The 23365-nt window shown below is 64.5% G+C and carries 21 protein-coding genes; 15 read left to right on the top strand and 6 right to left on the bottom strand.

The window, feature by feature from the left end:
• Window positions 1–6 precede the first annotated feature (6 nt).
• The 3 genes from KFK14_RS16865 to KFK14_RS16855 all read right to left on the bottom strand — a co-directional run bounded on the left by KFK14_RS16865 (window position 7) and on the right by KFK14_RS16855 (window position 2009).
• Complete coding sequence (locus KFK14_RS16865; protein WP_212608468.1) at window positions 7–522, bottom strand: CHAP domain-containing protein; 516 nt, start codon at window positions 520–522, stop codon at window positions 7–9.
• A gap of 146 nt (window positions 523–668) precedes the next feature.
• Window positions 669–1733 (bottom strand): DNA replication/repair protein RecF, encoded by a 1065-nt coding sequence (gene recF, locus KFK14_RS16860; RefSeq protein WP_212611204.1) that lies wholly within the window; start codon window positions 1731–1733, stop codon window positions 669–671.
• 123 nt (window positions 1734–1856) lie between these two features.
• Window positions 1857–2009, bottom strand: coding sequence for a hypothetical protein (locus KFK14_RS16855; RefSeq protein ID WP_171905941.1), 153 nt, complete (start codon window positions 2007–2009; stop codon window positions 1857–1859).
• 195 nt (window positions 2010–2204) lie between these two features.
• Between KFK14_RS16855 and KFK14_RS16850 the strand changes: the two genes are divergently transcribed.
• From KFK14_RS16850 to KFK14_RS16825, 6 genes are all read left to right on the top strand, one after another.
• Window positions 2205–3596 carry a helix-turn-helix domain-containing protein gene (locus KFK14_RS16850; RefSeq protein WP_070158103.1) on the top strand — a complete coding sequence of 464 codons (1392 nt, stop codon included), beginning with the start codon at window positions 2205–2207 and terminating at the stop codon, window positions 3594–3596.
• A 64-nt stretch (window positions 3597–3660) separates the two neighbouring features.
• Window positions 3661–3930, top strand: coding sequence for a hypothetical protein (locus tag KFK14_RS16845; protein WP_212608467.1), 270 nt, complete (start codon window positions 3661–3663; stop codon window positions 3928–3930).
• 355 nt (window positions 3931–4285) lie between these two features.
• Window positions 4286–5674, top strand: a complete 1389-nt coding sequence (locus tag KFK14_RS16840; RefSeq protein WP_212608466.1) for a TIGR03013 family XrtA/PEP-CTERM system glycosyltransferase — start codon at window positions 4286–4288, stop codon at window positions 5672–5674.
• A 7-nt stretch (window positions 5675–5681) separates the two neighbouring features.
• Window positions 5682–7763: an XrtA/PEP-CTERM system histidine kinase PrsK gene (prsK, locus tag KFK14_RS16835; RefSeq protein ID WP_212608465.1), complete on the top strand. Its 2082-nt coding sequence runs from the start codon at window positions 5682–5684 to the stop codon at window positions 7761–7763.
• Window positions 7763–9127 carry a PEP-CTERM-box response regulator transcription factor gene (prsR, locus tag KFK14_RS16830; protein ID WP_212608464.1) on the top strand — a complete coding sequence of 455 codons (1365 nt, stop codon included), beginning with the start codon at window positions 7763–7765 and terminating at the stop codon, window positions 9125–9127. The genes prsK and prsR overlap by 1 nt, the downstream gene beginning before the upstream one ends.
• On the top strand, window positions 9127–11088 hold the full coding sequence (locus KFK14_RS16825) for a tetratricopeptide repeat protein (RefSeq protein WP_212608463.1): 1962 nt from the start codon (window positions 9127–9129) through the stop codon (window positions 11086–11088). The genes prsR and KFK14_RS16825 overlap by 1 nt, the downstream gene beginning before the upstream one ends.
• 217 nt (window positions 11089–11305) lie before the next feature.
• Here the strand turns inward: KFK14_RS16825 and KFK14_RS16820 are convergent, their stop codons facing one another.
• Window positions 11306–13399, bottom strand: a complete 2094-nt coding sequence (locus KFK14_RS16820) for a RelA/SpoT family protein (protein ID WP_212608462.1) — start codon at window positions 13397–13399, stop codon at window positions 11306–11308.
• A gap of 214 nt (window positions 13400–13613) precedes the next feature.
• On the opposite strand from KFK14_RS16820, the gene KFK14_RS16815 reads away from it, so the two are divergent.
• From KFK14_RS16815 to KFK14_RS16775, 9 genes are all read left to right on the top strand, one after another.
• On the top strand, window positions 13614–14108 hold the full coding sequence (locus KFK14_RS16815) for a winged helix-turn-helix transcriptional regulator (protein WP_070154292.1): 495 nt from the start codon (window positions 13614–13616) through the stop codon (window positions 14106–14108).
• A gap of 62 nt (window positions 14109–14170) precedes the next feature.
• Entirely contained in the window at window positions 14171–15268 is a 1098-nt protein-coding gene (locus tag KFK14_RS16810; RefSeq protein WP_212608461.1) for a sensor histidine kinase, read from the top strand.
• On the top strand, window positions 15265–16065 hold the full coding sequence (locus tag KFK14_RS16805) for a LytR/AlgR family response regulator transcription factor (RefSeq protein WP_070154288.1): 801 nt from the start codon (window positions 15265–15267) through the stop codon (window positions 16063–16065). Before KFK14_RS16810 ends, KFK14_RS16805 begins: the two co-directional genes overlap by 4 nt.
• 125 nt (window positions 16066–16190) lie before the next feature.
• Window positions 16191–16676: a methylated-DNA--[protein]-cysteine S-methyltransferase gene (locus tag KFK14_RS16800; RefSeq protein WP_212608460.1), complete on the top strand. Its 486-nt coding sequence runs from the start codon at window positions 16191–16193 to the stop codon at window positions 16674–16676.
• Window positions 16677–16861: 185 nt separating this feature from the next.
• Window positions 16862–19339, top strand: coding sequence for an ATP-binding protein (locus KFK14_RS16795; protein WP_212608459.1), 2478 nt, complete (start codon window positions 16862–16864; stop codon window positions 19337–19339).
• Window positions 19336–19731, top strand: a complete 396-nt coding sequence (locus tag KFK14_RS16790) for a response regulator (RefSeq protein ID WP_212608458.1) — start codon at window positions 19336–19338, stop codon at window positions 19729–19731. Before KFK14_RS16795 ends, KFK14_RS16790 begins: the two co-directional genes overlap by 4 nt.
• 196 nt (window positions 19732–19927) lie before the next feature.
• Window positions 19928–20134 carry a 30S ribosomal protein S21 gene (gene rpsU / locus KFK14_RS16785; protein ID WP_004208618.1) on the top strand — a complete coding sequence of 69 codons (207 nt, stop codon included), beginning with the start codon at window positions 19928–19930 and terminating at the stop codon, window positions 20132–20134.
• Between the two features lie 84 nt (window positions 20135–20218).
• A complete protein-coding gene (locus KFK14_RS16780) occupies window positions 20219–20740 on the top strand; it encodes an FKBP-type peptidyl-prolyl cis-trans isomerase (protein WP_212608457.1) in 522 nt (173 codons plus the stop codon).
• Window positions 20741–20908: 168 nt separating this feature from the next.
• On the top strand, window positions 20909–21391 hold the full coding sequence (locus KFK14_RS16775) for a hypothetical protein (RefSeq protein WP_212608456.1): 483 nt from the start codon (window positions 20909–20911) through the stop codon (window positions 21389–21391).
• 19 nt (window positions 21392–21410) lie between these two features.
• Here KFK14_RS16775 and KFK14_RS16770 read toward each other — a convergent pair whose 3' ends face one another.
• Both KFK14_RS16770 and lepB read right to left on the bottom strand, forming a co-directional pair.
• Window positions 21411–22481, bottom strand: a complete 1071-nt coding sequence (locus tag KFK14_RS16770) for an AI-2E family transporter (RefSeq protein ID WP_212608455.1) — start codon at window positions 22479–22481, stop codon at window positions 21411–21413.
• The gene (gene lepB, locus KFK14_RS16765; RefSeq protein ID WP_246525057.1) at window positions 22478–23350 is read right to left on the bottom strand and encodes a signal peptidase I; all 873 of its coding nucleotides are present in this window, start codon (window positions 23348–23350) and stop codon (window positions 22478–22480) included. Before lepB ends, KFK14_RS16770 begins: the two co-directional genes overlap by 4 nt.
• Window positions 23351–23365: the final 15 nt, after the last annotated feature.

Genomic DNA, 23365 nt, shown 5'->3' with positions numbered 1-23365 from the left:
GGCCGATTAGCGGCCGCCGGTGTTCCTGCCGAGCGCGGCGATCTGGGTGGGGGCGCCGGGCGTCTTGTGCGCTTCCGGATAGATGAAGCCGTTGGCCGGGTTGCTGCGGATGCCGAGGTCGCTGATCGGGCCGTACCAGACGCGCACGTCGGTCCAGTCATTGTTCGGCGATACGTCGATGGCGCGCACATCATGTTCGATGCCGCCGCGATAGGACCAGTTGGCGTGGTCCAGCAGCACTTCGCGGGAATTGACGATGCGGCTGACGACGGCGACATGGCCGGCGGGCATTGCGCGGCTGGCGGCGAAGGAGAGGACCGCGCCCTCGCGGGGTTCCTGACCCTTGTCGTACAGACCGTCCGCCTGCGCCCACCAGTTGGCGGCGCGGCCGAAAAGCTGAATGCCGGAAACCTGACGGGCATAGGGCGCGCATTGCAGAACGCCAGCGACGGCCGGATTTGCGACCGTCAGACAGCCAAGCGCCAACACCAGCGCAATGGCTGCGCGAAACCCTTTAATCATGCGATTGCGACCCCTCGCTCTCTTGTTGGAAGGGTTAAGGCAGGTCGCGGTTAATAAGAAAATACGACGAACGTCGATCCTGCGATGAGTCGTTGCTGCAGCGCGTCAAAGAACGGTTCGCCGCATAAGGCGCGACCCGGCCATGGTCAGGCGGGGCGGATATGCCCCTGTTCGACGTGCAGGCGGGTCGCCGCGCCGAGGGCCGAGAAAAGTTCGGATTCGGTGCCGGTCATCCATACCTGCCCGCCGGTTGCAGCGAGCCGGTCGAACAGGGCCGCGCGCCGGGCGGGATCAAGATGCGCCGCCACTTCGTCCAGCAGCAGCACGGGCGGACGGCCGGACCGCTGCGCCACCAGGGCGGCATGGGCGATGATGATCGACAGCAGCAGCGCCTTCTGCTCCCCCGTCGAACAAAGCGCGGCGGGCTGGCCCTTTTCCGCGTGGATGACGGAGAGGTCGCTGCGGTGCGGGCCGCTGAGCGCGCGCCCGGCGGCGGCGTCCCTCCGCCGCCCTTCGCGCAATTGGTCGACCAGCGGTTCGCCGTCCGCACGCCATCCCTGTATGGACAGGAGCGGGCGGGCGAAGGGACCATCCGGCTGATCCATGAGAGCCAGTCCGAGCGCCGTTACCGTATCCTGACGGGCGGCCGCCAGCGCCGCGCCATGCTCGTCCATCTGCGCCTCCAGCGCCGCCAGCCAGGACGGGTCGGCCGGGCGGTCGTCGGTCAGCAATTTGGTGCGGGCGCGCATCGCCGCCTCATACCGGGCGCTGTGCGTGGCGTGGCCGGGGTGCAGCGCCAGCGTAAGCCGGTCCAGAAAGCGCCGCCGTCCCCCCGGCGCTTCAGTGAACAGCCGGTCCATCGCCGGTGTCAGCCACAGCACGGCCAGATGTTCGGGCAGGGCGGTCGCGGTGCTGGCGGTTCCGCCAACGCGCACCTGCCGCCGGTCCGGCGCGTCCGCGACGATGCCGGTGCCCAGCGTTACGCCGTCCACCTGCGCCGCAATGCCGAAGCCGCCGCCGCCGTCCTGCCGCGCCATTTCCCGCAGCGGCGCGCCGCGCAGGCCCCGGCCGGGGGCCAGCAGCGATACGGCCTCCAATATATTGGTCTTGCCCGCGCCATTGTCCCCCGTCAGCACCACAAAAGGGTGCGCAGGGACGATCAGCGCATCTTCATGATTGCGAAAGTCGCTGACGGTCAGGCGGCTGAGCATCGCCGGGCTGTAGCGGGCTTTGGCGGCGATGGGCAGGGAAATCAAAAGGCCCGCCACGGCAAATAATGCCATGACGGGCCAGTCTTTCCTCCCCAGGAAAGCTCGGTGTGGCGGACCCGGCGTTTAGCCGAGGCGGCCCAGGCGATGATAAAGATTACTGAACTTCGCCGACTCCGGCTTGTCCTGTATCTTCTTGATGTAGTCTGCAATCGCTTCCTTCATCAGCCCAAAATCTTCGGTCGAGAAGACGGCGCGGGAACGTGTAGGTTCGGTCATGGTCTTGCTCCTTCTGTCCCAAGCATGTGGCCGAGGCGGCGGAACAAGGCGAGAAATTTTGTAAAGATTTGATGTGTATCTGTCGCGATGAAATGCAAATCGGTTGTAAATTTGTAAAAATTCATACAAGTTGGACGCGGTATATCGGGGTGCTCTTTCGGGGGCGGCAGGATTTAATGGGCGGCAGGGTAAATCATGGCGGCGCATAGCAAGCTTTTCGCGGGGCACGCCATCCGCCGGCTGCGCCGTTCCGCCGGGTTGACGCAGGTGGCGTTGGCTGACGCGCTCGATATTTCGCCCAGCTATTTGAACCTGATCGAGCGTAACCAGCGATCGATCTCCGCCGCGCTGATGCTGCGCCTGGCCGAACGGTTCGACTTCGATCCGCGCCGGTTGGGAAGCGAGGAGCCGGGCGGCGGCATGGACGGCCTGCGCCGCCGTCTGGCCGATCCGATGTTTGCGGACCTTGGCATCGACCGGGCGGAAATGGAGGAATGGCTGGCCGCTGCGCCGGGCGGGGCGGAGGCTTTCGCGCGCGCGTTCGACCGGATGGGGCAGGGCGGCGGCGCGCAGGCGCCGGATACCGGATCGATCACCCTGGTTCGCCGGGAAATAGAGCGGTGGCGCAACCATTTCGCCGATCTGGACGCGCAGGCGGAAACGGCGGCCGACGAACTGCGCCTGACCGCCGGAGACCTGTATGGCGCGCTGTCCGAGCGGCTGCGCGTGCGGCACCAGCTTACGATCCGAATCCTGCCGGCCGACACCTTGCCGGACCAGATTCGCCGGCTGGACCTGCATGCCCGCCAGTTGCAGTTGTCGGAGATGCTGGACGGCGCGTCCCGGCTGTTCCACGCCGCCTATCTGCTCGGCGACCTGGAGGCGCGGGACCAGATCGACGCGCTGGTGGCGGGGGCGGGCTTTGCCGACCGAACGGCGGACCGGCTGTTCCGCCGTCACCTGACCGCCTATTTCGCCGCCGCCGTGATGATGCCCTATGCGCGTTTCCTGCGGGCCTGCGAGGGCAGCGGTTATGACCTGCTGCTGTTGCAGCGGCGGTTCGGCGCGAGCTTTGAACAGATCGCCCACCGGCTGACCACCCTGCAGCGTGTCGGCGCGCGGGGGCTGCCCTTCTTCATGCTGCGCATCGACCGGGCGGGGCAGGTGTCGAAACGCTATGCCGGGGCCAGCGCAGCGCCGCTGGTCGAGGCGGATGGGCGGTGCCCGCTCTGGGATATTCACGCCGCCTTCGATTCGCCCGGCCGGATCGTCCCGCATCTGATCGCGCTTGAAGATGGCGAGCGCTGGTTCACCCTGTCCCGCACCGTCGAAGGGCAGGGCGCGGGACTGGGCCAGGAACGGTCGATATTTTCTGTGGCGCTGGGGTTGCAGGCCGGTTTCGCAGCGCCGATGCTGCATGCGCGCGGGCTGGATCTAGAGGGCGGCGCGGCGCAGCCGGTCGGCCTTGGCTGCCCAGCGTGCACGCGCCCGGACTGCACCCAGCGCAGCGCGCCGCCGCGCGGCCGGACGCTGCAGTTCAGCGAGCGGGAGCGGGGCCTGTCCCCCTTCGCCTTTGCCGCGGATTGAGGCGGGCCGCTGGAACGATCATGGCGGCCGGGTCGTTATCTCCCTTAAGGAAGGGAGATTTCTCATGGCCTACAGGTCGGTCAACGACAGCGAGGGCTGCAACTCTCCATTGCCCCTTAATGCGCAATCCCGGCTGCACGGGAATGGTGTGATTATCGCCATTGTGGCGATTGCGCTGATATTGGCCATAGGCTTTTTCTATGTCGCGTCGGAACGCCGGGATGATGCGCGCTCCAATGCCGCGATCGGCGCGGCCGAAGCGGTGGACCAGGCCGCGCGGAATGTGGGCGACGCGACCAAGAAGGCGGCGGAAAAGCTCCAGTCCGGGGAGTAGGGCGGGGCTGCCCTTCTCAGGCTTTTCGTGACGCCGTTCGACTGTGCGCGCCAAAGGGGTCCTTTGTCTCAAAGGAAGTGCAGGGCTTCGACAGGCTCAGCCCGAACGGGTTTGGATAATCCGCTCTGGATAGGGCCGATCAGTTGGACATGCGGCGTGCTCCTGCTTTCGCAGGAGCACGCTTTATCCAGGCCGGACACGGTCCAGATCCAGGCCGGAGACGGTCTAGTTAGCCGGTCATTCAGGAAATATTGGTGATTTTGCGCGACACTCTTGTCAGTGTCGGGAATATTGACATGCGTGTGTAAACTTTCCCGCTCTCCGGTGCCGGAACAATGCAGGAAGCGATGAACGCATGGTCAGACTGTTCAAACATTATGTTCCCCATGCGGTATTGCTGCTCGGCCTGCTCGATTTCATGTTGCTTCTGGCGGCCGCCGAAGCCGGATGGGTGCTGCGCGCGCAACAGATCGGCATGGCGGTCCACGGCATTCAGGAACGCTATGCGCCGCTGCTGAGCTTCGGCATTTCGCTGCAGGTCGCGATGATCGCGGTCGGTGTCTATGGCGTGGAATCGCTGCAGTCGATCCGCTTCGCCGTGGCGCGGCTGATCGTCGCCATCTCGCTTGGCGTGATATTCCTCTCCGTTCTCTATTTCCTGATCCCCGGCATGACGCTGTGGCGGTCCAACTCGCTTTACGCGATGATCTTCGCCTTCCTGTTCCTTGTCACCCTGCGCATCGTGCTTGGCTCCATGCTGGGCGGGGAAGCGTTCAAGCGCCGCCTGATCGTGCTGGGCGCGGGGCATCGCGCCGACCGCATCCGGCAGCTTGAACAGCGCCGGGGCGCGGGCTTCCTCGTCGTCGGCTATATCGGCATGAATGACGGCGAGCAGGTGGTGGCGGAGGCGATCAACCGCACCGCCATTTACAACCTGGCCGATTTCGTCGTGAAGCTGGGCGCGAGCGAGGTGGTACTGGCGCTGGAGGAGCGGCGCAACGCGCTGCCGATGCAGGACCTGATCCGCATCAAGACGACCGGCGTGCATGTGAACGACCTGTCCACCTTCCTTGAGCGCGAGACGGGCCGGGTGGACCTGGACACCGTCAACCCGAGCTGGCTGATCTTTTCCGACGGCTTTTCGGCGGGGCGGCGCATTTCCAGCTTCGCCAAGCGGATGTTCGACATTCTGGCCAGCGCGATCCTGCTGATCCTGACCGGGCCGATCATCGCGATCGCTGCGCTGTGGGTGAAGCTCGACAGCAAGGGGCCGGCTTTCTACCGGCAGTTGCGCATCGGTCTCTACGGGCAGGAGTTCCAGATCATCAAGCTGCGCACGATGCGGCAGGATGCGGAGGTGCATGGACAGGCGATCTGGGCGGAGGTCGACGATCCCCGCATCACCCGCCTTGGCCGCTGGCTGCGCAAGCTGCGCATCGATGAGCTGCCGCAGAGCTGGACGGTGCTGAAAGGCGAGATGAGCTTCGTCGGCCCGCGGCCGGAGCGCCGCCAGTTCGTCGAGGATCTGGAACAGCATCTGCGCTATTATGCCGAACGCCATATGGTGAAGCCGGGCATCACCGGCTGGGCGCAGATCAACTATCCCTATGGCGCGTCCATCGAGGATGCCCGGCACAAGCTGGAATATGATCTCTATTACGCCAAGAATTACACGCCGTTCCTGGACCTGCTGATCCTGCTGCAGACGCTGCGCGTCATTCTGTGGCCGGAGGGGGCGCGCTGAGGCGGCCATGAGCAGCATGCTGCAATTTCTGGGAGACTGGGGACATGCCCTGGCGGCGGCGCTTTTCGCGGCGCTGGCGGTATGGGTGTCGCGCGGGCAGGGCAGCGGCGCGGAACGCCGCCTGCTGGTGACGGCGCTGGGCATGACCGCCTTCTGGGCGCTGTACGCGGCGTTCAGCGGCATGCGCGGCGCATTCCTGGGTATTTCCGAATGCCTGCGCAACGCCGCATGGCTGCTGTTCATCTTTGCGCTGCTGCACCGGGGCGAGGGGCGGCAGACGGCGCATCCGCGCGCCGTGACGGTGATATACGGCGTGCTCGGCATATTGCTGGCCCTGCAGATCGGCATTGCGCTCTATGCGATGGAGATCGGCCGGGACACGGACTTTTTCGTGACCGCGCTGGATACGGTGAAGGTGCTGCGGATGATGGTAGCGGCGGGCGCGTTGCTGCTCGTCCATCATCTTTTCACCATTTCGGCGCCGGAGGGGCGCGCGCGCATCGGGCTGCTGATGGCGGCGCTGGTGGCGATGTGGACTTATGACCTCAACCTCTATGCGCTGAGCTATCTGTCCGGCGGCGATGTCGATGAACTGTTCGCCCTGCGCGGCATCGTCATGGCGTTCGTCGCGCCGGTGATGGCGCTGAGCGCGCGGGCGGCGGGCGGCGGGCGCTTGCGTTTGTCCCGCACGGTGGCCTTCCGCTCGCTCTCGCTGGTGGCGGTCGGCGTCTATATAATCGTCGTCGCGGTCATCATGATGGGCATCGACTGGATCGCCGGACCCTATGCCCGGATCATAGAAATCGGCGCGATCTTCTTCCTCGCCGTGGCCGTGCTTGGCCTGGTTCCGGCGCGGGGATTGCGCGCTCTGATCAAGGTGCAGGTCGCCAAGCATTTCTTCCAGCATCGCTATGATTATCGCGCGGAGTGGATGCGCTTCACCGATACGATGGGCAGGCCCGGCGAGGACGCCGCGCCCTTCGACCAGCGCGTCATCAAGGCGGTGGCCGACATCACCGAATCCCAGGCAGCCTTGCTGATGCTGCCCAGCGAGAGCGGCGGCCTGGTCCTGCAGGCGTCGTGGAACTGGAGCGATTCGGGCGCTCCGGTGCCCGCCATTTCGGCGAGCGATGCCGCAGCGATCGAGAGCACCGGCTGGATCGTTGATCTGGACAGCGTGCGCGCGGGCAAGAGCGACTATGCGATGCCCGAATGGATGCTGGCGGACCGCAATGCCTGGGCGCTGGTGCCGCTGATCCATTTCGACCGGCTGGCCGGGGCGATCCTGCTGGCGCGTCCGCTGGTCGATCGCAAGCTGGACTGGGAGGATTTCGACATGCTGCGCGCCGCGGGGCGGCAGGTCGCAAGCTATATCCGCGAGGCGCAGGGGCAACAGGCGCTGGACGATGCGCAGCGGTTCGACGAATTCAACCGCCGCTTCGCCTTCATCATGCATGACATCAAGAATCTGGTGAGCCAGCTTTCCCTGCTTGCCCGTAATGCCGAGCGTCACGCCGACAATCCTGAGTTCCGCGCCGACATGGTGCTGACGCTGCGCGAGTCCGTGGGCCGGATGAACGAGATGCTGGCCCGCCTATCGCAGCATAACAGGATGACGCAGGAGGAGCCGCGCGCAATGCCGGTCAGCCCGATTGCGGAGCGGGTGGTGCGGACCAAGGGCAAGGCGCATCCGGTCGAGATAAGCGGGGAGGGCGTCGACGCCTTCGCCGATCCCGCGCGCGTCGAGCAGATATTGGGGCATCTGGTGCAGAACGCCATCGACGCCAGTGGTCCCGGCGCGCCGGTCATCGTGCGGCTGGGCCGGAACCGGGATTGCGCGACGATCGATGTCGTGGACCGGGGGTGCGGCATGACCGCCGAGTTCATCCGCCGCGACCTGTTCAAGCCCTTTTCCTCCAGCAAGGCGGGCGGGTTCGGCATCGGCGCATTCGAGGCGCGCGAACTGGCCCGCGCCATGAACGGCCGGATAGAGGTGCTGAGCCGTCCGGGCGAAGGAAGCTGTTTCACGCTGTTCCTGCCGCTGGCGGCGCAGAATGGCGGCCATCATCATCGTGAAAGGGCGGCCTGATGGCTGATACGCGACCCAAATTGCTGATCGTCGAGGACGATGCCGGCCTGCAGCGCCAGTTGCGTTGGGCGTATGAGGATTATCAGCTTTTCATCGCGGGGGACCGTGAGGAAGCGATGGAGATCATGCGCGCCGAGGCGCCCGATGTCGTGACGCTGGACCTTGGTCTGCCGCCCGATCCCGACGGCACGACCGAAGGTTTCGCGACGCTGGCGGAAATATTGCAGGTAAAGCCCGATACCAAGGTCATCGTCGCGTCAGGGCATGGCGCGCGGGAAAGCGCGCTGAATGCGATTTCCGGCGGGGCGTATGATTTCTACCAGAAGCCGGTCGACATCGACGAACTGGGCCTGATCGTCGGCCGCGCTTTTCATGTGCATGCGCTGGAGCAGGAAAATGCCCGTCTGGCGGACCGGCCGGGCGAGGATAATCGCGCCCTTGGCCGCCTGATCACGGCAGCGCCGGAAATGCTGAAGGTCACGCGGACGCTGGAGCGCGTCGCCACGGCGGACGTCTCCGTCATGCTGCTGGGCGCCAGTGGGACCGGCAAGGAGTTGCTGGCGCACGGGCTGCATGACGCCAGCCATCGCCGCGAGGGGGCCTTCGTGGCCATAAACTGCGCCGCCATTCCCGAAACGCTGCTGGAATCCGAACTGTTCGGGCATGAAAAAGGCGCGTTCACCGGCGCGATCAAGACGACTCCGGGGAAGATCGAGCAAGCCGAGGGCGGCACGCTGTTCCTGGACGAGATTGGCGACATTCCGCTGCCGCTGCAGGTGAAGCTGCTGCGGTTCCTGCAGGAGCGGGTGATCGAACGGGTTGGCGGGCGTCAGGCGATTCCGGTCAATACCCGCATCGTGTGCGCCACCCACCGCAATCTGGACGCGATGATCGCGGCCGAGACATTCCGCGAGGACCTCTATTACCGGCTTGCGGAAATCGTCGTGCATATCCCGGCGCTGAAGGACCGGCCGGGCGATTCCGTGCTGCTGGCCCGCCATTTCCTCACGCGCTTTGCCGGGGAGATCAACCCTGCGGTCAAGGGGCTGTCCCCCGACGCGCTGGCCGCGCTCGACGCCTGGCCCTGGCCCGGCAATGTGCGCGAGCTGGAAAATCGCATGAAGCGGGCGGTTATCATGGCCGACGGCAAGATGGTGACGGCCGCCGACCTCGATCTGGACGGAGAGGGCGGCGAGGGCGCGGAGGTCATCAACCTGAAGGCTGCGCGCGAGATCGCCGACCGCAAGTCCATCCGCCGCGCCATCGCCCGCAGCCAGGGCAATATCTCCAGCGCGGCCAAGATGCTCGGCATCAGCCGCCCGACGCTCTACGACCTGCTCAAGCAATATGAGATGCAGGATTGATGCGCCGCCATTGGATTTTCCTGGGCGCGGCGCTGGTCGCGGTGCCGGCGCTGGGCGTGCCGTTGATGATGCTGCGCGCCGGGACGCACGATCCGCAGGCCAGCATGGCGAAGGGGCTAGACGCGCTTCAGAAGGGTGATCCGCGCACCGCCCGTGTCGAGTTGATGAACGCCATCAAGGCGCGGCCGGACTGGGCCGATGCGCGCATCGCGCAGGCGCGCGTGCTGATCGACCTGGGCGATGGCGTCGGCGCGGAGGCTGAGCTGCGGCGGGCGCGGGCGCTTGGCTCCGCCCCCGGCAAGACCCGGCACCTGATGGCGAACGCCTATCTGCTACAGGGGGAGGCGGACGAAGCGATTGCCGAGGCGCAGACCCCGGACGCCATGCCCGCGCAGCGCGGCTATGCGCTGCGCATCATCGGCCGCGCCCGGCTGGCCAAGGGGCAGACCGGCGCGGCGGAGCAGGCGCTATCGCAGGCGGTCGCCCTGTCGCCGCGCGATCCGGCCGCATGGAATGACGTGGCGCGGCTGCGCATCGCCAGCGGGGATCAGGCAAGCGCCATTCAGGCTTCGGAAAAGGCGGTTTCGCTCGCCCCCCGCAATGTCGAGGCGGTCACGTTGCGCGCGATGCTGATCCGCGATCAATATGGGTTGAAGGCTGCTCTGCCCTGGTTCGACCGGGCGCTGGCGCTTGATGCCAACCATGTTCCCACTCTGACCGAATATGCCGCGACGCTGTCCGACATCGGGGAGGCGCGGCGCGCGCTGGCGATGACACGCCGGGTGATCGCCCTGGAGCCGCATAACGGCCGGGCCTTTGCGCTGCAGGCTTTGATGGCGGCGCGTGCGGGGCGCTATGATCTGGCGCGCGCGATGCTGAACCGCGCTGGAGGCAATGGCGGGGCTTCGGCGCTGCTGGTGAGCGGCATACTCTATCTGAAGGGCGGCAATCCGGCGCTGGCGCAGGGCGCCTTCGCCAAGCTGCTGACGGATCAGCCCGACAATGCGCAGGCGCGCCTGCTGCTCGGCAGGGCGCTGTTCGACCAGGGGAATTTTGCTGAGGCCGCCGGGGTGCTCGCCCCGCTGATCGACCGGGGGGAGGCGGGGAGCTATGCCTTTACGCTGGCCGCGCGGACGCAGGAGGCTCTGGGCAACCGGGCGATGGCGGACATGTTGCTGGCGAGGGCGGCCGCGCCCGGCCAGACGGCCATCGGCGCGCTGGCGACAGGCGGCGACATGGCGGCGCTGGCCGAAGCAGCCTCGACCCATCCCGATGCCGCGCCGGCGGTGATCCCCTATGTCCGGGCGCTGCTGTCCACGGGTCAGGCGGGCGCTGCGGTGTCCCGCGCGACCACGCTGCGCAACGCCAATATGGGCGCGCCGGCGGCGCATGTCATTCTGGGCGATGCGCTGCTGGCGGCCGGGCAGCCGGACAAAGCGGCGCGCGCCTATGAACAGGCGGCGGACCTGCGTTTTTCGGAGGATGTCGCGCTGCGGCTGGTGTCGGCGTGGCGGCGGGCCGGGCAGCCGGAGCGCGCCGCGCAGATATTGAGCCTCTATCTCAGCCAGAATCCGGGAAGTTTCGAAGCGAACCGGATCGCCGCATCGGCATGGCTCAGCGTCCGCAACTGGGACCGGGCGATCGCGCTGCTGGAGCCGCTTTCGGCGCGGGCGGGCAATAATGACGCGCTGTTGATGGCCGACCTCGCCTGGGCATGGCTCGGCAAGGGTGACAAGCCGCGGGCGCTTGCTTATGCGGCCAAGGCCTACAGGCTGCAGCCGCTCAATCCCGTTGCGGCGGACGTCTATGGCTGGACGATGCTGCAGGCCGGGCAGAAGCAGCGCGCCGTCGATGTGCTGGAAAAGGCGCTGGCGCTGGCGCCGGGGCATCCGATGCTGAAAGGGCATCTGGACAGGGCCTATGCGGCGGTTGGCGAAAAGGCGAAGCTGGCGGCGCTTTAGGCGGCCTGATGCGTTGGGAATGCAGCGTGCTCCTGCGAAGGCAGGAGTCCAGTTCAGACGGGGGGACTGGGCTCCTGCGTTGGCTTCGCCGCCCTTCGGGTCGCAGGCGCACGCGGCTTTTACATAGGACGCCAGACATCGAGAGGGCGCGTGTCTGTGCTTCTCGACTTCGCTCGAAGCGAACGGAAGCGGGGGAGTGCGCCTGATCAGGCGGGTGTCAGACCCGGTCAGCCTGCACGACGATTTCCAGCGAGCGCAGCGCCGACAATATCCGCATCAGATGGGCGGCGTCCTGCACCTCCAGGTCGATAATGTCGGTGTGGAACGGCCCTTCGCGGTTCACAAGCTGCAGGTTGAGGATGTTCGCCTTATTCGCGCCGAAGATGTTGGCGACCGACGCCAGCGCGCCGGGCTGGTTCTTGACGATGATCGACAGGCGGGCGGTGCCGCCCTTCGACTTCACGTCCCAGGCCAGGTCGACCCAGTCGGCGTCCGCGCCAGCCTCCAGCGATGAACAGTCGATCGTGTGGACCTCGATCGGTTCCCCCGTGCGTCGGATGCCGACGATGCGGTCGCCGGGCACCGGGTGGCAGCAATCGCCAAGCTGATAGGCGATGCCGGGCGTCAGGCCGCGGATCGACACCGGGTTATGCTGGCGGGGATGCGCTTCCTCCGCGCCCTCACCGCTGGTGGAGCCGGGGATCAACGCCTCCATGACCTCGCCGTCAGTGACGCGATGCGTCGCGATGGCGATCATCAGTCCGGCGCGGTCGGTCAGTTTCAGGCGCTTCAGGCCCGCCTTCATCGCCTTCTCGCCGACCTCGACGGGCAGGCGGCTGGCGATTTCCTCGAACAGCTTCTCGCCCAGCGCGATTGTCTCGTCCCGCTGCTTGTGGCGGATGTAGCGGCGGATGGCGGCGCGCGCCTTGCCAGTGATGGCAAAGGTCAGCCAGCCGGGCTGCGGCTCCTGCCCGTCGGATTTGAGGATATCGACCTGATCGCCATTTTCCAGCGTGGTGCGCAGCGGCACGACCCGGCCGTTTACCTTCGCGCCGACCGTCTGGTTGCCAAGGCTGGTGTGCACGGCATAGGCGAAGTCGACCGGCGTTGACCCCTTGGGCAACTGGTGCAGCTCCCCCTTGGGCGTGAAGGCGAAGATGCGATCCTGATACATCGCCATGCGGGTATGTTCGAGAAGCTCGTCCGGGTCCTGGCTCTGCTCCAGGATTTCGACCAGATCGCGGAGCCAGCCAGCCTGGCCGTCCGGCTTGCCTTCACTCTGCTTATAGGCCCAGTGCGCGGCGAGACCGAACTCGCTGTCCCGGTGCATTTCGCGGCTGCGGATCTGAACCTCGATCCGCGCATTCTCGCTCATGATGACGGTGGTGTGCAGCGACCGGTAGCCATTGCGCTTAGGCGTGGAGATATAATCCTTGAACCGGCCGGGCACCATCTTGTGCTTCTGATGGATGATGCCCAGGGCGCGATAGCAATCCTCCGTGCTGTCGGTGATGACGCGGAACGCCATGACGTCGGTAAGCTGCTCGAAGCTGATGTGCCGCTCCTGCATCTTGCGCCAGATGGAATAGGGATGCTTTTCCCGGCCGGACACAGTGACGCGGATGCCCGCATTGCCCAGCAGCATCTGCAAGCCGGAGGCGATCCGCGCCACCTTGTCGCCGCCGCCTTCCTTCAGTTGCTCCAGCCGCCGGGTGATGCTGTCATAGGCTTCCGGTTCCAGTTCGCGGAACGCCAGCAACTGCATCTCGCGCATGAAATCATACATGCCGATCCGCTCCGCGAGCGGGGCGTAGATATCCATCGTCTCGCGGGCGATGCGGCGGCGCTTCTCCTCATTCTTGATGAAGTGCAGCGTGCGCATATTGTGCAGCCGGTCGGCCAGCTTCACCAGCAGCACGCGGATATCGTCCGACATCGCCAGCAGGAATTTGCGGAGATTTTCGGCGGCGCGCTCGGTTTCGGATTGCGCCTCTATCTTGCTTAGCTTGGTGACACCATCGACCAGTCGGGCGACGTCCTTGCCGAACACGCTCTCAATCTCGTCATGCGTGACCAGCGTATCCTCGATCGTGTCGTGCAGCAGCGCCGTCACGATCGTCTGATCGTCCAGATACAGGTCGGTGAGGATGCCCGCCACCTCGATCGGATGGCTGAAATAGGGGTCTCCGCTGGCGCGCTTCTGGCTGCCATGCTTCTGCACGGAAAAGACGTAGGCGCGATTGATCATCGCTTCGTCCGCGTCCGGATCGTAGCGTTTCACACGTTCAACAAGTTCATACTGGCGCAACATATGTTTACCGATGTGGGGGATTTTTGTCGCTATGCAACAAAAAAGGCACGGTCAGGCATATTGGCGGAACGCCTTGGTTTTTTGGCCACACCCCAGAAGCCGGGCGGACGTTCAGGGCATTGATACGTTTTGATTGTAAACTTATATTGCAAAATGATTCCGCGCGGCGGTCACAATTTTGCAACACCGCGCGATTTGGAGTATCTACGGAGTCATGCTGGACGAAGTTTCCCGTGAGCAGTTATCCTGCGCCCCGATTTGCGGCCTGCCCAGCGCGCTTGAGGCGATGGGGGAGAAATGGTCGTTCCTTATCCTGCGCGGCGCGTTGGCCGGTATCCGGCATTTCGAGGATTTTCAGTCCACGCTGGGCATCGCCCGCAACATCCTGGCCAATCGCCTGGCGCGGCTGGTCGAAAAGGGCATCATGGTGCGGGAGACGATGACCTGCGACCGGCGCAAGGTGGAATATCGCCTGACCGAAAAGGGCAAGGAACTGGCCCCGGTGATGATCGCCCTGCGGCAGTGGGGCGAAAAGTGGGAATGCGGCGTGCCGTCCGTGCCGACGCTTGCCGACCGCCGCGACGGTCAGCCGATTCAGCCGATCCACATCCTGTCGCATGACGGCCGCACGCTCGGCCTGTGCGATCTGGTGTGGATTTACCCGGACGAAATCGCGCCGGTGGGCGGCGAAGAAGAAATCGCCGCCTGATCCTGCGTCCGCGCGTCAGCTTGCCCTTCACCCTTTTCCGATAATTCGCTAGTCTCTGCCGGATGTCGGTCACGCCACTTCAAGCCGAACCGTTTTTTGCGGACAAGAATCGCGCTTTCTGGAATCTGCAGACGCTGGGCTGGCTTGGCGCCTTCCTGCTTCGCGCTTCGTCCACCGTGGCCAATGGGCAGCCATTGTCCAGTCTGGTGCCGGTGCTGATCTCCACCGTCACCGGCTATTCCGTGACATTGTTGATGGCGGTGATCTTCCGCCTGCTGCTGCGCCAGCGGCCTCTCGTCACCTGGGGCGTGTCGATCCTGGTGATTCTCGTGGCGGCGGGCATGTGCGCGTTCATCGACTCCTGGGTCTTTTCCACCCAGAACCGGGGCAGCGATACGGCGGGGCTGCAGCTTTTTCTGGGCGCTGCCTATCTCAGCACCACGCTGCTCGGCGCATGGTCGGCCCTCTATTATGCGATCAACTTCTATCTGACGGTCGAGCAACAGGCGGACCAGTTGCTGCATCTGGAAACCCAGGCGAGTTCCGCGCAGCTCGCGATGCTGCGCTACCAGCTCAATCCCCATTTCCTGTTCAACACGCTCAACAGCATCTCGACCCTGGTGCTGCTCAAGGAAACCGACCGGGCGAACGCGATGCTGTCCCGCCTGTCATCCTTCCTGCGCTACACGCTGATCAACGAACCCACGGCGCAGGTGACGCTGGAGCAGGAGGTGGAGACGCTGAAGCTCTATCTGGACATTGAAAAGATGCGGTTCGAGCATCGGCTGCAGTCGGTTTTCGCCATCGACTCCTCCGTCTCGCAGGCCCGGCTTCCGTCCCTGTTGCTGCAGCCGTTGGTGGAAAACGCCATCAAATATGCCGTCGCGCCAAAGGAGGAGGGCGCCGAAATCACCGTCACGGCGCAGCCTGCCGGTGAAAATGTGCGGATCGTCGTGTCCGATACGGGTCCGGGATTGAATGAAGCCAATGTCAGGCCGAACCTGTCCACCGGCGTTGGCCTGGCGAATATCAAGGACAGATTATTCCAGGCCTATGGGGAACGACATTCGTTCGATGCGCGTTCCACGCCGGGAGGCGGTTTTTCTGTGACCATAGAAATGCCCCTCGTAACGGAAGAACAGACGAAAGTGGCCGCATGACAATCAGAACGATCCTCGTGGATGACGAAAGCCTTGCCATCCAGGGGTTGAAACTGCGCCTTGAGGCGCATGAAGATGTCGAAATCATCGACACATGCATGAACGGCCGTGAAGCCATCCGGTCAATCAAGACCCACAAACCGGACCTTGTTTTCCTCGACATCCAGATGCCCGGATTTGACGGCTTTTCCGTCGTGCAGGGCATGATGGAGATCGAGCCGCCCCTGTTCATCTTCGTCACCGCGTTCAGCGATCATGCGATCCGCGCGTTCGAGGCGCAGGCCGTCGATTATCTGATGAAGCCGGTGGAGCAGGACCGCCTGGCCGACGCGCTGGACCGCGTGCGCCAACGGCTGGGCCAGAAGCGGCAGGTGCAGGAAGCGGAACGGCTGCGCGAGGTGCTGGCCGAGGTCGCGCCGCAGGCGATGAGCGATTTCGTGACGGAGGAGGATACGCCTGCCTCCAGCCGGTTCGAAAAGCTGATCAACATCAAGGATCGCGGCCAGATATTCCGGGTGGACGTGGATTCGATCGAGCGGATCGACGCCGCCGGCGATTATATGTGCATCTACACCGCCGACAATTCGCTGATCCTGCGCGAGACGATGAAGGATCTGGAAAAGCGGCTGGATCCGCGCAATTTCCAGCGCGTCCACCGCTCCACCATCGTCAATCTGAGCCAGGTGCGGCAGGTGAAGCCGCACACCAACGGCGAATGCTTCCTTGTGCTGGAATCCGGCGCGCAGGTGAAGGTCAGCCGCTCCTATCGCGATGTCGTGGCGCGTTTCGTTCACTGACCGCGCACACCGGTTTTGAACGCAATCGCCGGGAAGCGCAGGCGAACCGCATCGGCCATAGGATGTCCTGCAAAACAGACGGCCCCGGATTTTCGCGGCCCGTCTGCAGGACAAGGAGATATGTCATGGCCTATTCGCGCAAGATCATTGCTTCGCCGGTCGGCGCCCTGACGCTGGTCGCCAGCGACAAGGGGCTGGCGGCGATCCTGTGGCATGATGACGATCCCGGCCGGGTGCGCCTGGGGCCGGTGTCGGACGCGGCGGATCATCCGGTGCTGGAGGAAGCGGCGCGCCAGTTGGCGGCCTATTTCGAGGGGAAGCTGAAAGTCTTTTCCGTGCCGCTCGATTTCCGGGGAAGCGAATTTCAGCGCGCGGTCTGGGGCGCATTGCTCACCATCCCCTTCGGCGAAACCCGCAGCTATGGAGAGATTGCGAGCCAGATCGGCAAACCCTCCGCATCACGTGCGGTTGGCGCGGCAAATGGCAGGAATCCGATTTCCATCATTGCGCCCTGCCACCGGGTGATCGGATCGACCGGCAAGCTGACAGGTTTTGCCGGCGGTCTCGCCGCCAAACAGCATCTGCTCGATCTGGAAGCGAAGGCGGCTTAATCCAGATTAAGATAATGAATGTTTCGATAATTCAATAAGGGAAGCATTCGTAACGGTTGCAGTTGGCATTGTGCTCGACTTGGAGGTCGGACAGGTTCACTTTTTGAGCAAGGTCGTTCGTCCTTGGATGAGGGAACCATTTTCTGGAGAGCACAGGTCCCCTGGCTGATGAGCGCGGTCGCGCAATGCCCAGGCTTTGGCGGAGCCTGGCGGTTGCCGCGATATTGCCCATAGGGCTGACGATATTGGGCCTGTCTCTCAGTTCGGCCTATCAGCGCAATCTCCACAATCTGCATGACGCCTCCCTCTCTCTGAGGCAGGCGAATGCGGCGCAGACGCTGCTCCGCGACGTGAAGGATGCGGAGCGGAGCCAGCGCGGCTATGCGCTGACCGGCGACAGAAGTTTCCTGGCGCCGTTCGAGCGAGTGGAAAGCGGGCTGGCGGCGCAGCTTTCCGCGCTGGACCGTCTCGCCGCCGCCAGCGACAGCAATACGCAGACCACCCTGCGGCATCTGGACCGCCTGACCGAAGCCAAGTTCGTCGAGATGCGCAGCGTGATTGAGGCGCGCGACCAGTCCGGGCTTGCCGCCGCAGCCGCCATGGTGGGTTCCGGCCGCGGCAAGGCGCTGATGGACTCCATAGAGGCGGAAACCGCCAAGCTGATCCGCCTGCAGGATATCAGGGTGGCCAGCAGCGAGCAGCAAGCCGCCGACCGGTCCGGCATGGCGCGGCTGATCTATTGGTCCATGGTGTTGTGCGTCTCGCTCATAGGTTTCCTGATCGCCTATGTGATGTGGAGCAACCGGCGTGGCCGCTACTTGGCCAACCGCGCCGCGGCGGAGGCCTATAATCGGCAGGCGGCGCTGTTCGAAAGCGACTTTAACGCCGTGGTCCTGATCAACCCCAGCGGCGGAATAGAGATATTGAACGGGGCGGCGGAAAAGCTGTTCGGCTATCCCAAGACCGCGCTGATGCGCCGCGACATATCGCTGATCGCCGACCTCGCGCCGGGGGAAGGGGCGTTTCTGGACCGGTTGGGCCTGACCCCGGAAGGGCTGGCCCAGCCGTTGCGGACTCATGTGAAGGCGCGAACGGCCGATGGCGGGACCGTTCCGGTGGAGGTTGCGCTGGGCATCATGCAGCAGGCCGACGGAGCGCATATCGTGGCGTCTTTCCGCGACGTGTCGGAGCGGGACAAGGTTGAACAGCTCAAGGACCAGTTTCTCTCCACCGTCAGCCATGAACTGCGCACGCCGCTGACCTCCATTGTCGGATCACTCGGCCTGCTGCGCGGCGGGGCGGCGCATGACCTTCCGGCGCCGGTGCAGCGGCTGGTCGTCATCGCGGAAAACAACGCCAACCGCCTTATCCGCATCGTCAACGACCTGCTGGATGTGGAGAAGATGCAGTCGGGCGAGATGCGGTTCGATTTCCAGCCGATGGATTTGCGCATCGTGGCGCAACAGGCGCTGGACGGCGTGCGTCCCGTCGCGGACCTGCATAATGTCTTGCTGGAGATCGACCTGCCGGGCCAGCCGGTCATCGTCCGCGGAGACCAGGATCGTATCGTGCAGGTGGCCACCAACCTGCTGTCCAACGCGATCAAATTCTCGCCCGCCGGTTCGGCCGTCACCCTGACCCTTGGCGTGCGGGACAATGATGCGTGCATTTCCGTCCGCGACCGGGGGCCGGGCATAGACGCGGAGTTGCGCGCGCGGCTTTTCACGCGGTTTGCTCAGGCGATGCGCCGGTCGGACACGGCCGGGCCGGGGACGGGCATCGGCCTCACTATATCGCGGGAAATCGTGCATAATCATGGGGGTACGATCTGGTTTGAGGATGCGGAGGGAGGCGGAAGCCTGTTTGCTTTTGCGGTCCCCCTCTGGAACGCCCTTACCGGGCAGGAGGATCTGAACGGCGCGCCCCGCCTGCTGATCTATGCCGATGCGGCGGAAGCGCAGGCGATCAGCACAGGCTTTTCGGTGCGCGCCATTCGCGCCGACCTTGTCCATACGCAGCAGGAGGCGCTGGCGGCCATCTCTGCGCGTCCCTATCTGGCGTTCGTTCTGGATTTCCAGTTCGCCGATGGCGACGCCGTGGGAATCGTGCAGGCGATCCGCGACAATCCCGCGGGCCGCAACCTGCCCGTGATCGCGATCGCGCCCAGCGACCCCGTGGTAGAGCCAGCGCAGATGGCCGCTCTGGACATTATCGACTGGATAGCCAAGCCGATTGCCGCCAACCGGCTGGACGAGGCGGTGAACGCGGCCATCCGGCGCGCATCGACGTCAATGCCGCTGGTCCTGCACATTGATGACGACAGCGACACGCTGGAGATCACCGCCAACGCGCTCAGCGGCCTTGCCCGGATCGCGCGGGCGACGGACCTCGCCTCCGCGCGGGCGTTCCTCGCCACGAACGCCGTCGATATCGCGATTGTGGACATTGCGCTGCCCGATGGATCAGGCCTGGACATTCTTCCCGCCCTGTCCCCGGCAGGCGGGCCGGCCACGCCAGTCATCATCTATTCAGCGCAGGATTCCGGTCATGATCTGGCCGCCGATGTCGAGGTGATATTAACCAAGTCCAAGAAATCATTGCCTAATTTGGTCGAAACAGTCATGGGGATTCTTGATCGCCAGCGGGGGGAGGGGGCGTCATGACCGACAGGTTGAAGATTTTATATGTCGATGATGAAGCGGATATCCGAACCATCGTGGAAATGGCGCTCGCGCTCGATCCGGGGATGGAGGTGCGCCTCGCCAGTTCGGGGCAGGACGTGCTGGAGATGTTGCAGCAGGGGGCATGGGTTCCCGATCTTGCCCTTATCGACATGCTGATGCCTGGCATGACCGGCACGGATGTGATGGCGGCGCTGCGCGAGCGCGGCTGGACCGCGAATATCCCGATCGTGTTCGTCACCGCCAGCGCCTGGCAGCGGGATATCGACCGTTTCATCGATGCGGGCGCGCTGGGCGTTATCGCCAAACCCTTCGATCCGCTGACGCTGGCGGATACGGTGCGCAGCTTCGCGGAGCAGGCGAAGGCGGAATGAGGGAAGGCGGGAGGCGGCCGCCGGTCCGGCATTTTTGCCGCATATGGGTTGAAATTGCGCGACTCTGCTGGTAGTGGGCCTGCCACACGACGCGGGCTGCGCCTGCGGCGAACCCGTTTTATTGCATTTCGGTTGGCCCGTCAGGCAGGGAATGTCCTGGCGAACCACCGTTTTTCGATTGGAGACTGAAGGCGTTATGCAAATCATCGTTCGCGATAACAATGTCGACCAGGCGCTGCGCGCTCTCAAGAAGAAGCTGCAGCGCGAGGGCGTGTATCGCGAGATGAAGCTTCGCCGTCATTACGAGAAGCCGTCTGAAAAGCGCGCTCGCGAAAAGGCCGCCGCCGTGCGCCGCGCCCGCAAGCTGGAGCGCAAGCGCGCCGAGCGCGACGGCGTCCGGTAAGGACTGCCGGTAAGACCGAATATCGGGGGCGGCGCGGCTGCCGCCGCTTCCTGACCTATCCCTCGACATAGCAAGGCTCCCGCCATGTCCACCGTTACGGCTGTCCCGCTTCTCCCGATCGCCAAGGGGTCGCTGACCCGGCTGTGGATAGGCGTTGCGATCCTTCTGCTGGCGGCCGGCGCCTTGGCCTGGGCGGGCACCGTGTCTCTGCAGCCGCTGGGCTTCGAGGTGCTGGAGGAAGGCGAAGGCCCCAGCCCGACGCTCGACGATGTGGTGCTGGTCTCCTATGTCGGCAAGCTGACCGACGGCAAGGTCTTTGACCAGAGCGAGCAGCAGGCATTCCCCGTCGGCGAAGTCGTCCCCGGCTTCAGCCAGGCCCTGCTGAAGATGAAGAAGGGCGGCCATTACAAGGTCACCATCCCGCCGCGCCTGGGCTATGGCGCGAAGGCGGCTGGCCCGATCCCCGCCAATTCCACGCTGATCTTCGACGTGCATCTGCGCGACTTCAAGTCGAAGGAAGAAATCATGCGGATGCAGCAGCAGATGCAGATGATGCAGGGTGGCACAGGCGGCCCGCCGATGCCGGGCGCTGCGCCGGGCCAGTAAGCCCGAATCGCCTGTTTTTCTGGAAATGATCGCAGGATTTTAGGCCCGCGCTGTCGCGGATTTGGCGGCGCGTCGCAATTTTCTGCGACTTTGGTATGGTGTTGCCGCCACGGCGCGCCCGCTTAATTTTTGCGAAAGGATATGGAGCCGACTGAGGATTCTCCATCAGTGGGATCGACAGTTTTGCGCGCCATATCTCCATCCACCCCCGAATCCGGCTCATTGTTGATGCACGTCCAGTGGACGCCATCTGCCATCGGCGAGGCGGAGTTCAGTTCCGGCCTGGACCTGGACACGCAGACCGTCCGCGTCTCAAGCGGCGGCCTATGGACGCAGGCGGATGCCGAACGGTCATTGGTGGTGCATAAGCGGATCATCCGGGAAGCGCGGCTGCGTTTCGGCAGCGTCAAGGCGATGATCGACTTGCGCGACGTGATCCGGCCGACCCTGGAATCGGCCCTGTGGTTCCAATCGACAAATTCCGAAATCTATCGGGAGGATGACCGGATCGCCGTGGTGGTGAAATCGTCCGTTTTCAAAATCCAGCTTCGTAAAGCGTTGATGGTCGGCACGCGCGAGGCGTTTTTGTCGATGGATGCTGCGGAAATGTGGCTCCAGGCCTATTCCATGATGAACGGCCGCGTCGCGTGAAGCGATCCCGCGGCGCGGATCACGCCGCCTTTCGCCGTCCCTTCGCCCCGGCCATCGCTTTCGACCGCTCCTCCAGATAGACCTTGATCATCGCGACGATCGGGTCGGCGAGGAACAGGCCCATGATGCCGAACAGCGCGCCGAACAATATCTGCGCGCCCAGCACGAGGGCGGGGGCGAGGTCGGTGGCGCGCTTCGCCACCATCGGCACGATCAGATAGCCGTCGACCATCTGCACCGCCAGATAGACCCCGAACGCATAGAGTCCCGTATCCGTGCCGCCGGAAAATCCGACGAGGATGATCAGGATGCCGGAGATGATCGAGCCGATATTGGGCAGAAAGGCGAAGATGCCGGTCAGCACGCCCAGCAGCGCCGCCATCGGCACGCCGCCCGCCCACAGCAACAGCCAGGTGCCGATGCCCTCGACCAACATGCCGATCAATCGCCCGAACATCAGCCGCCGCAGCGTCCAGCCCATCCGGTCAGCGATGACGTAGAAATTCTCCCGCTTTTCCATCGGCAGCATCCAGGCGACGCCGCGTTCGTAGAGTTTGGGTTCGATCGCGATGAAGATCGCCAGCACCAGCATCATGACCATGCTGGTGATCGCGCCGACGGCGGTGCTGACCGCCTGAGTCACGCGGCCGAGCGAACGGAGCGCCTGATTGCCTAGCGTTTTCAGATCTTCCGGCGTGGTGGTGATGCCCAGTTGCTGCGCCCAGCCGCCGATGCGGCCGACCTGCAGCTCCACAATATGGCGCATCGCCTGCGCCTGCGCGGCGAGGTTCGATCCGGTCAGATAGACCGTCCAGCCCATGAAGGCGACGACGCCCAGCAGGACGATAGCCAGCCGCCAGCCGCGCGAGATAGGCAGGACCCGCTTCAACAACCGCGCGCCGCCGTCCATCATCGTTGTGAGGACGAGCGCGCCCAGGATCAGCATGATTGGCTGGGCCAGCAGGACGAGCAGCGCCACCATGATGCCCAGACCGAACCAGACGCCCGCCCGTTTCAATTCCTCCCGCACCAGCGGGCTGCGCATTTCCGAGGGGCCGGGGGCCTCTACATGGTCCTGCGCATCGCTCATCGCTGCGCCGGTCCGGCGGTGGCGGGGTGCAGGCTGTTGCCGGCCCGGCCGCTGCGGAGCGAGGTGATCCAGCTCAGCGGATTGAAGGTCGCGTCACCGTCCAGCGAGAATGTGATAAATTCCGCCCGGCCGCCAATCGCCTCATAGGGCACCGCGCCGCCAAGGCCGTTTTCGGCGAGCGTCGCGCGGCTGTCCGCGCTGTTGTCGCGATTGTCGCCCATCAGGAAAACATGGTTAGGCGCCACGCGCACCGGACCGTACCAGTCCAGTTCGCTCGGCCCGACGTCTATGATCGTATAGCTTTTGCCGTTGGGCAGCGTCTCGCGCTTCACCGGCAGTTCGCAATATTTGCGTCCGTCCCGGTCCTCCACCAGCGCGCCGGGGAACTGGCTGGGCGGGCAGGGGGCGTTGGCGTCGACGGGAATGCGCAGCGGGGCCAGCGTCTGTTGCGGTACCGGTACGCCGTTCAGCAGCACCTGACCGCCGCGCACCTCTATGATGTCGCCGGGCAGGCCGATGACGCGCTTGATATAATCCTCCCGCTTGTTCTGCGGGGAGGCGATGACGATGTCGCCGCGTTCCGGCAGGCTGCCGAAAATGCGTCCCTTCATGAACGGCAGCGGGTGGAAGCTGGGCGACACATAGGACCAGCCATAGGGATATTTGCTGACCACCAGCCGGTCGCCCTTCAACAACACCGGCATCATCGATTCCGATGGAATGTAAAAAGGCTTGGCCACGAAGCTGTGAAAGGCGAGCACCGCCAGGATCAGCAGCGATATGCTCTTTATCTCTCCCCACCAGTCGATCGGCGGCTTTTCCTGTGCGGCCGTCTCGGGTGCGGCTGCCGGTTGGTCGTCTGTCTGCATCTCGGCTGCCGTCGT

The organism is Sphingobium phenoxybenzoativorans, from assembly GCF_018286635.1.
Lineage (GTDB): Bacteria > Pseudomonadota > Alphaproteobacteria > Sphingomonadales > Sphingomonadaceae > Sphingobium > Sphingobium phenoxybenzoativorans.
The sequence above is the reverse complement of the archived record's forward strand: the minus strand, read 5'-3'. Positions and strand labels throughout refer to the sequence as shown.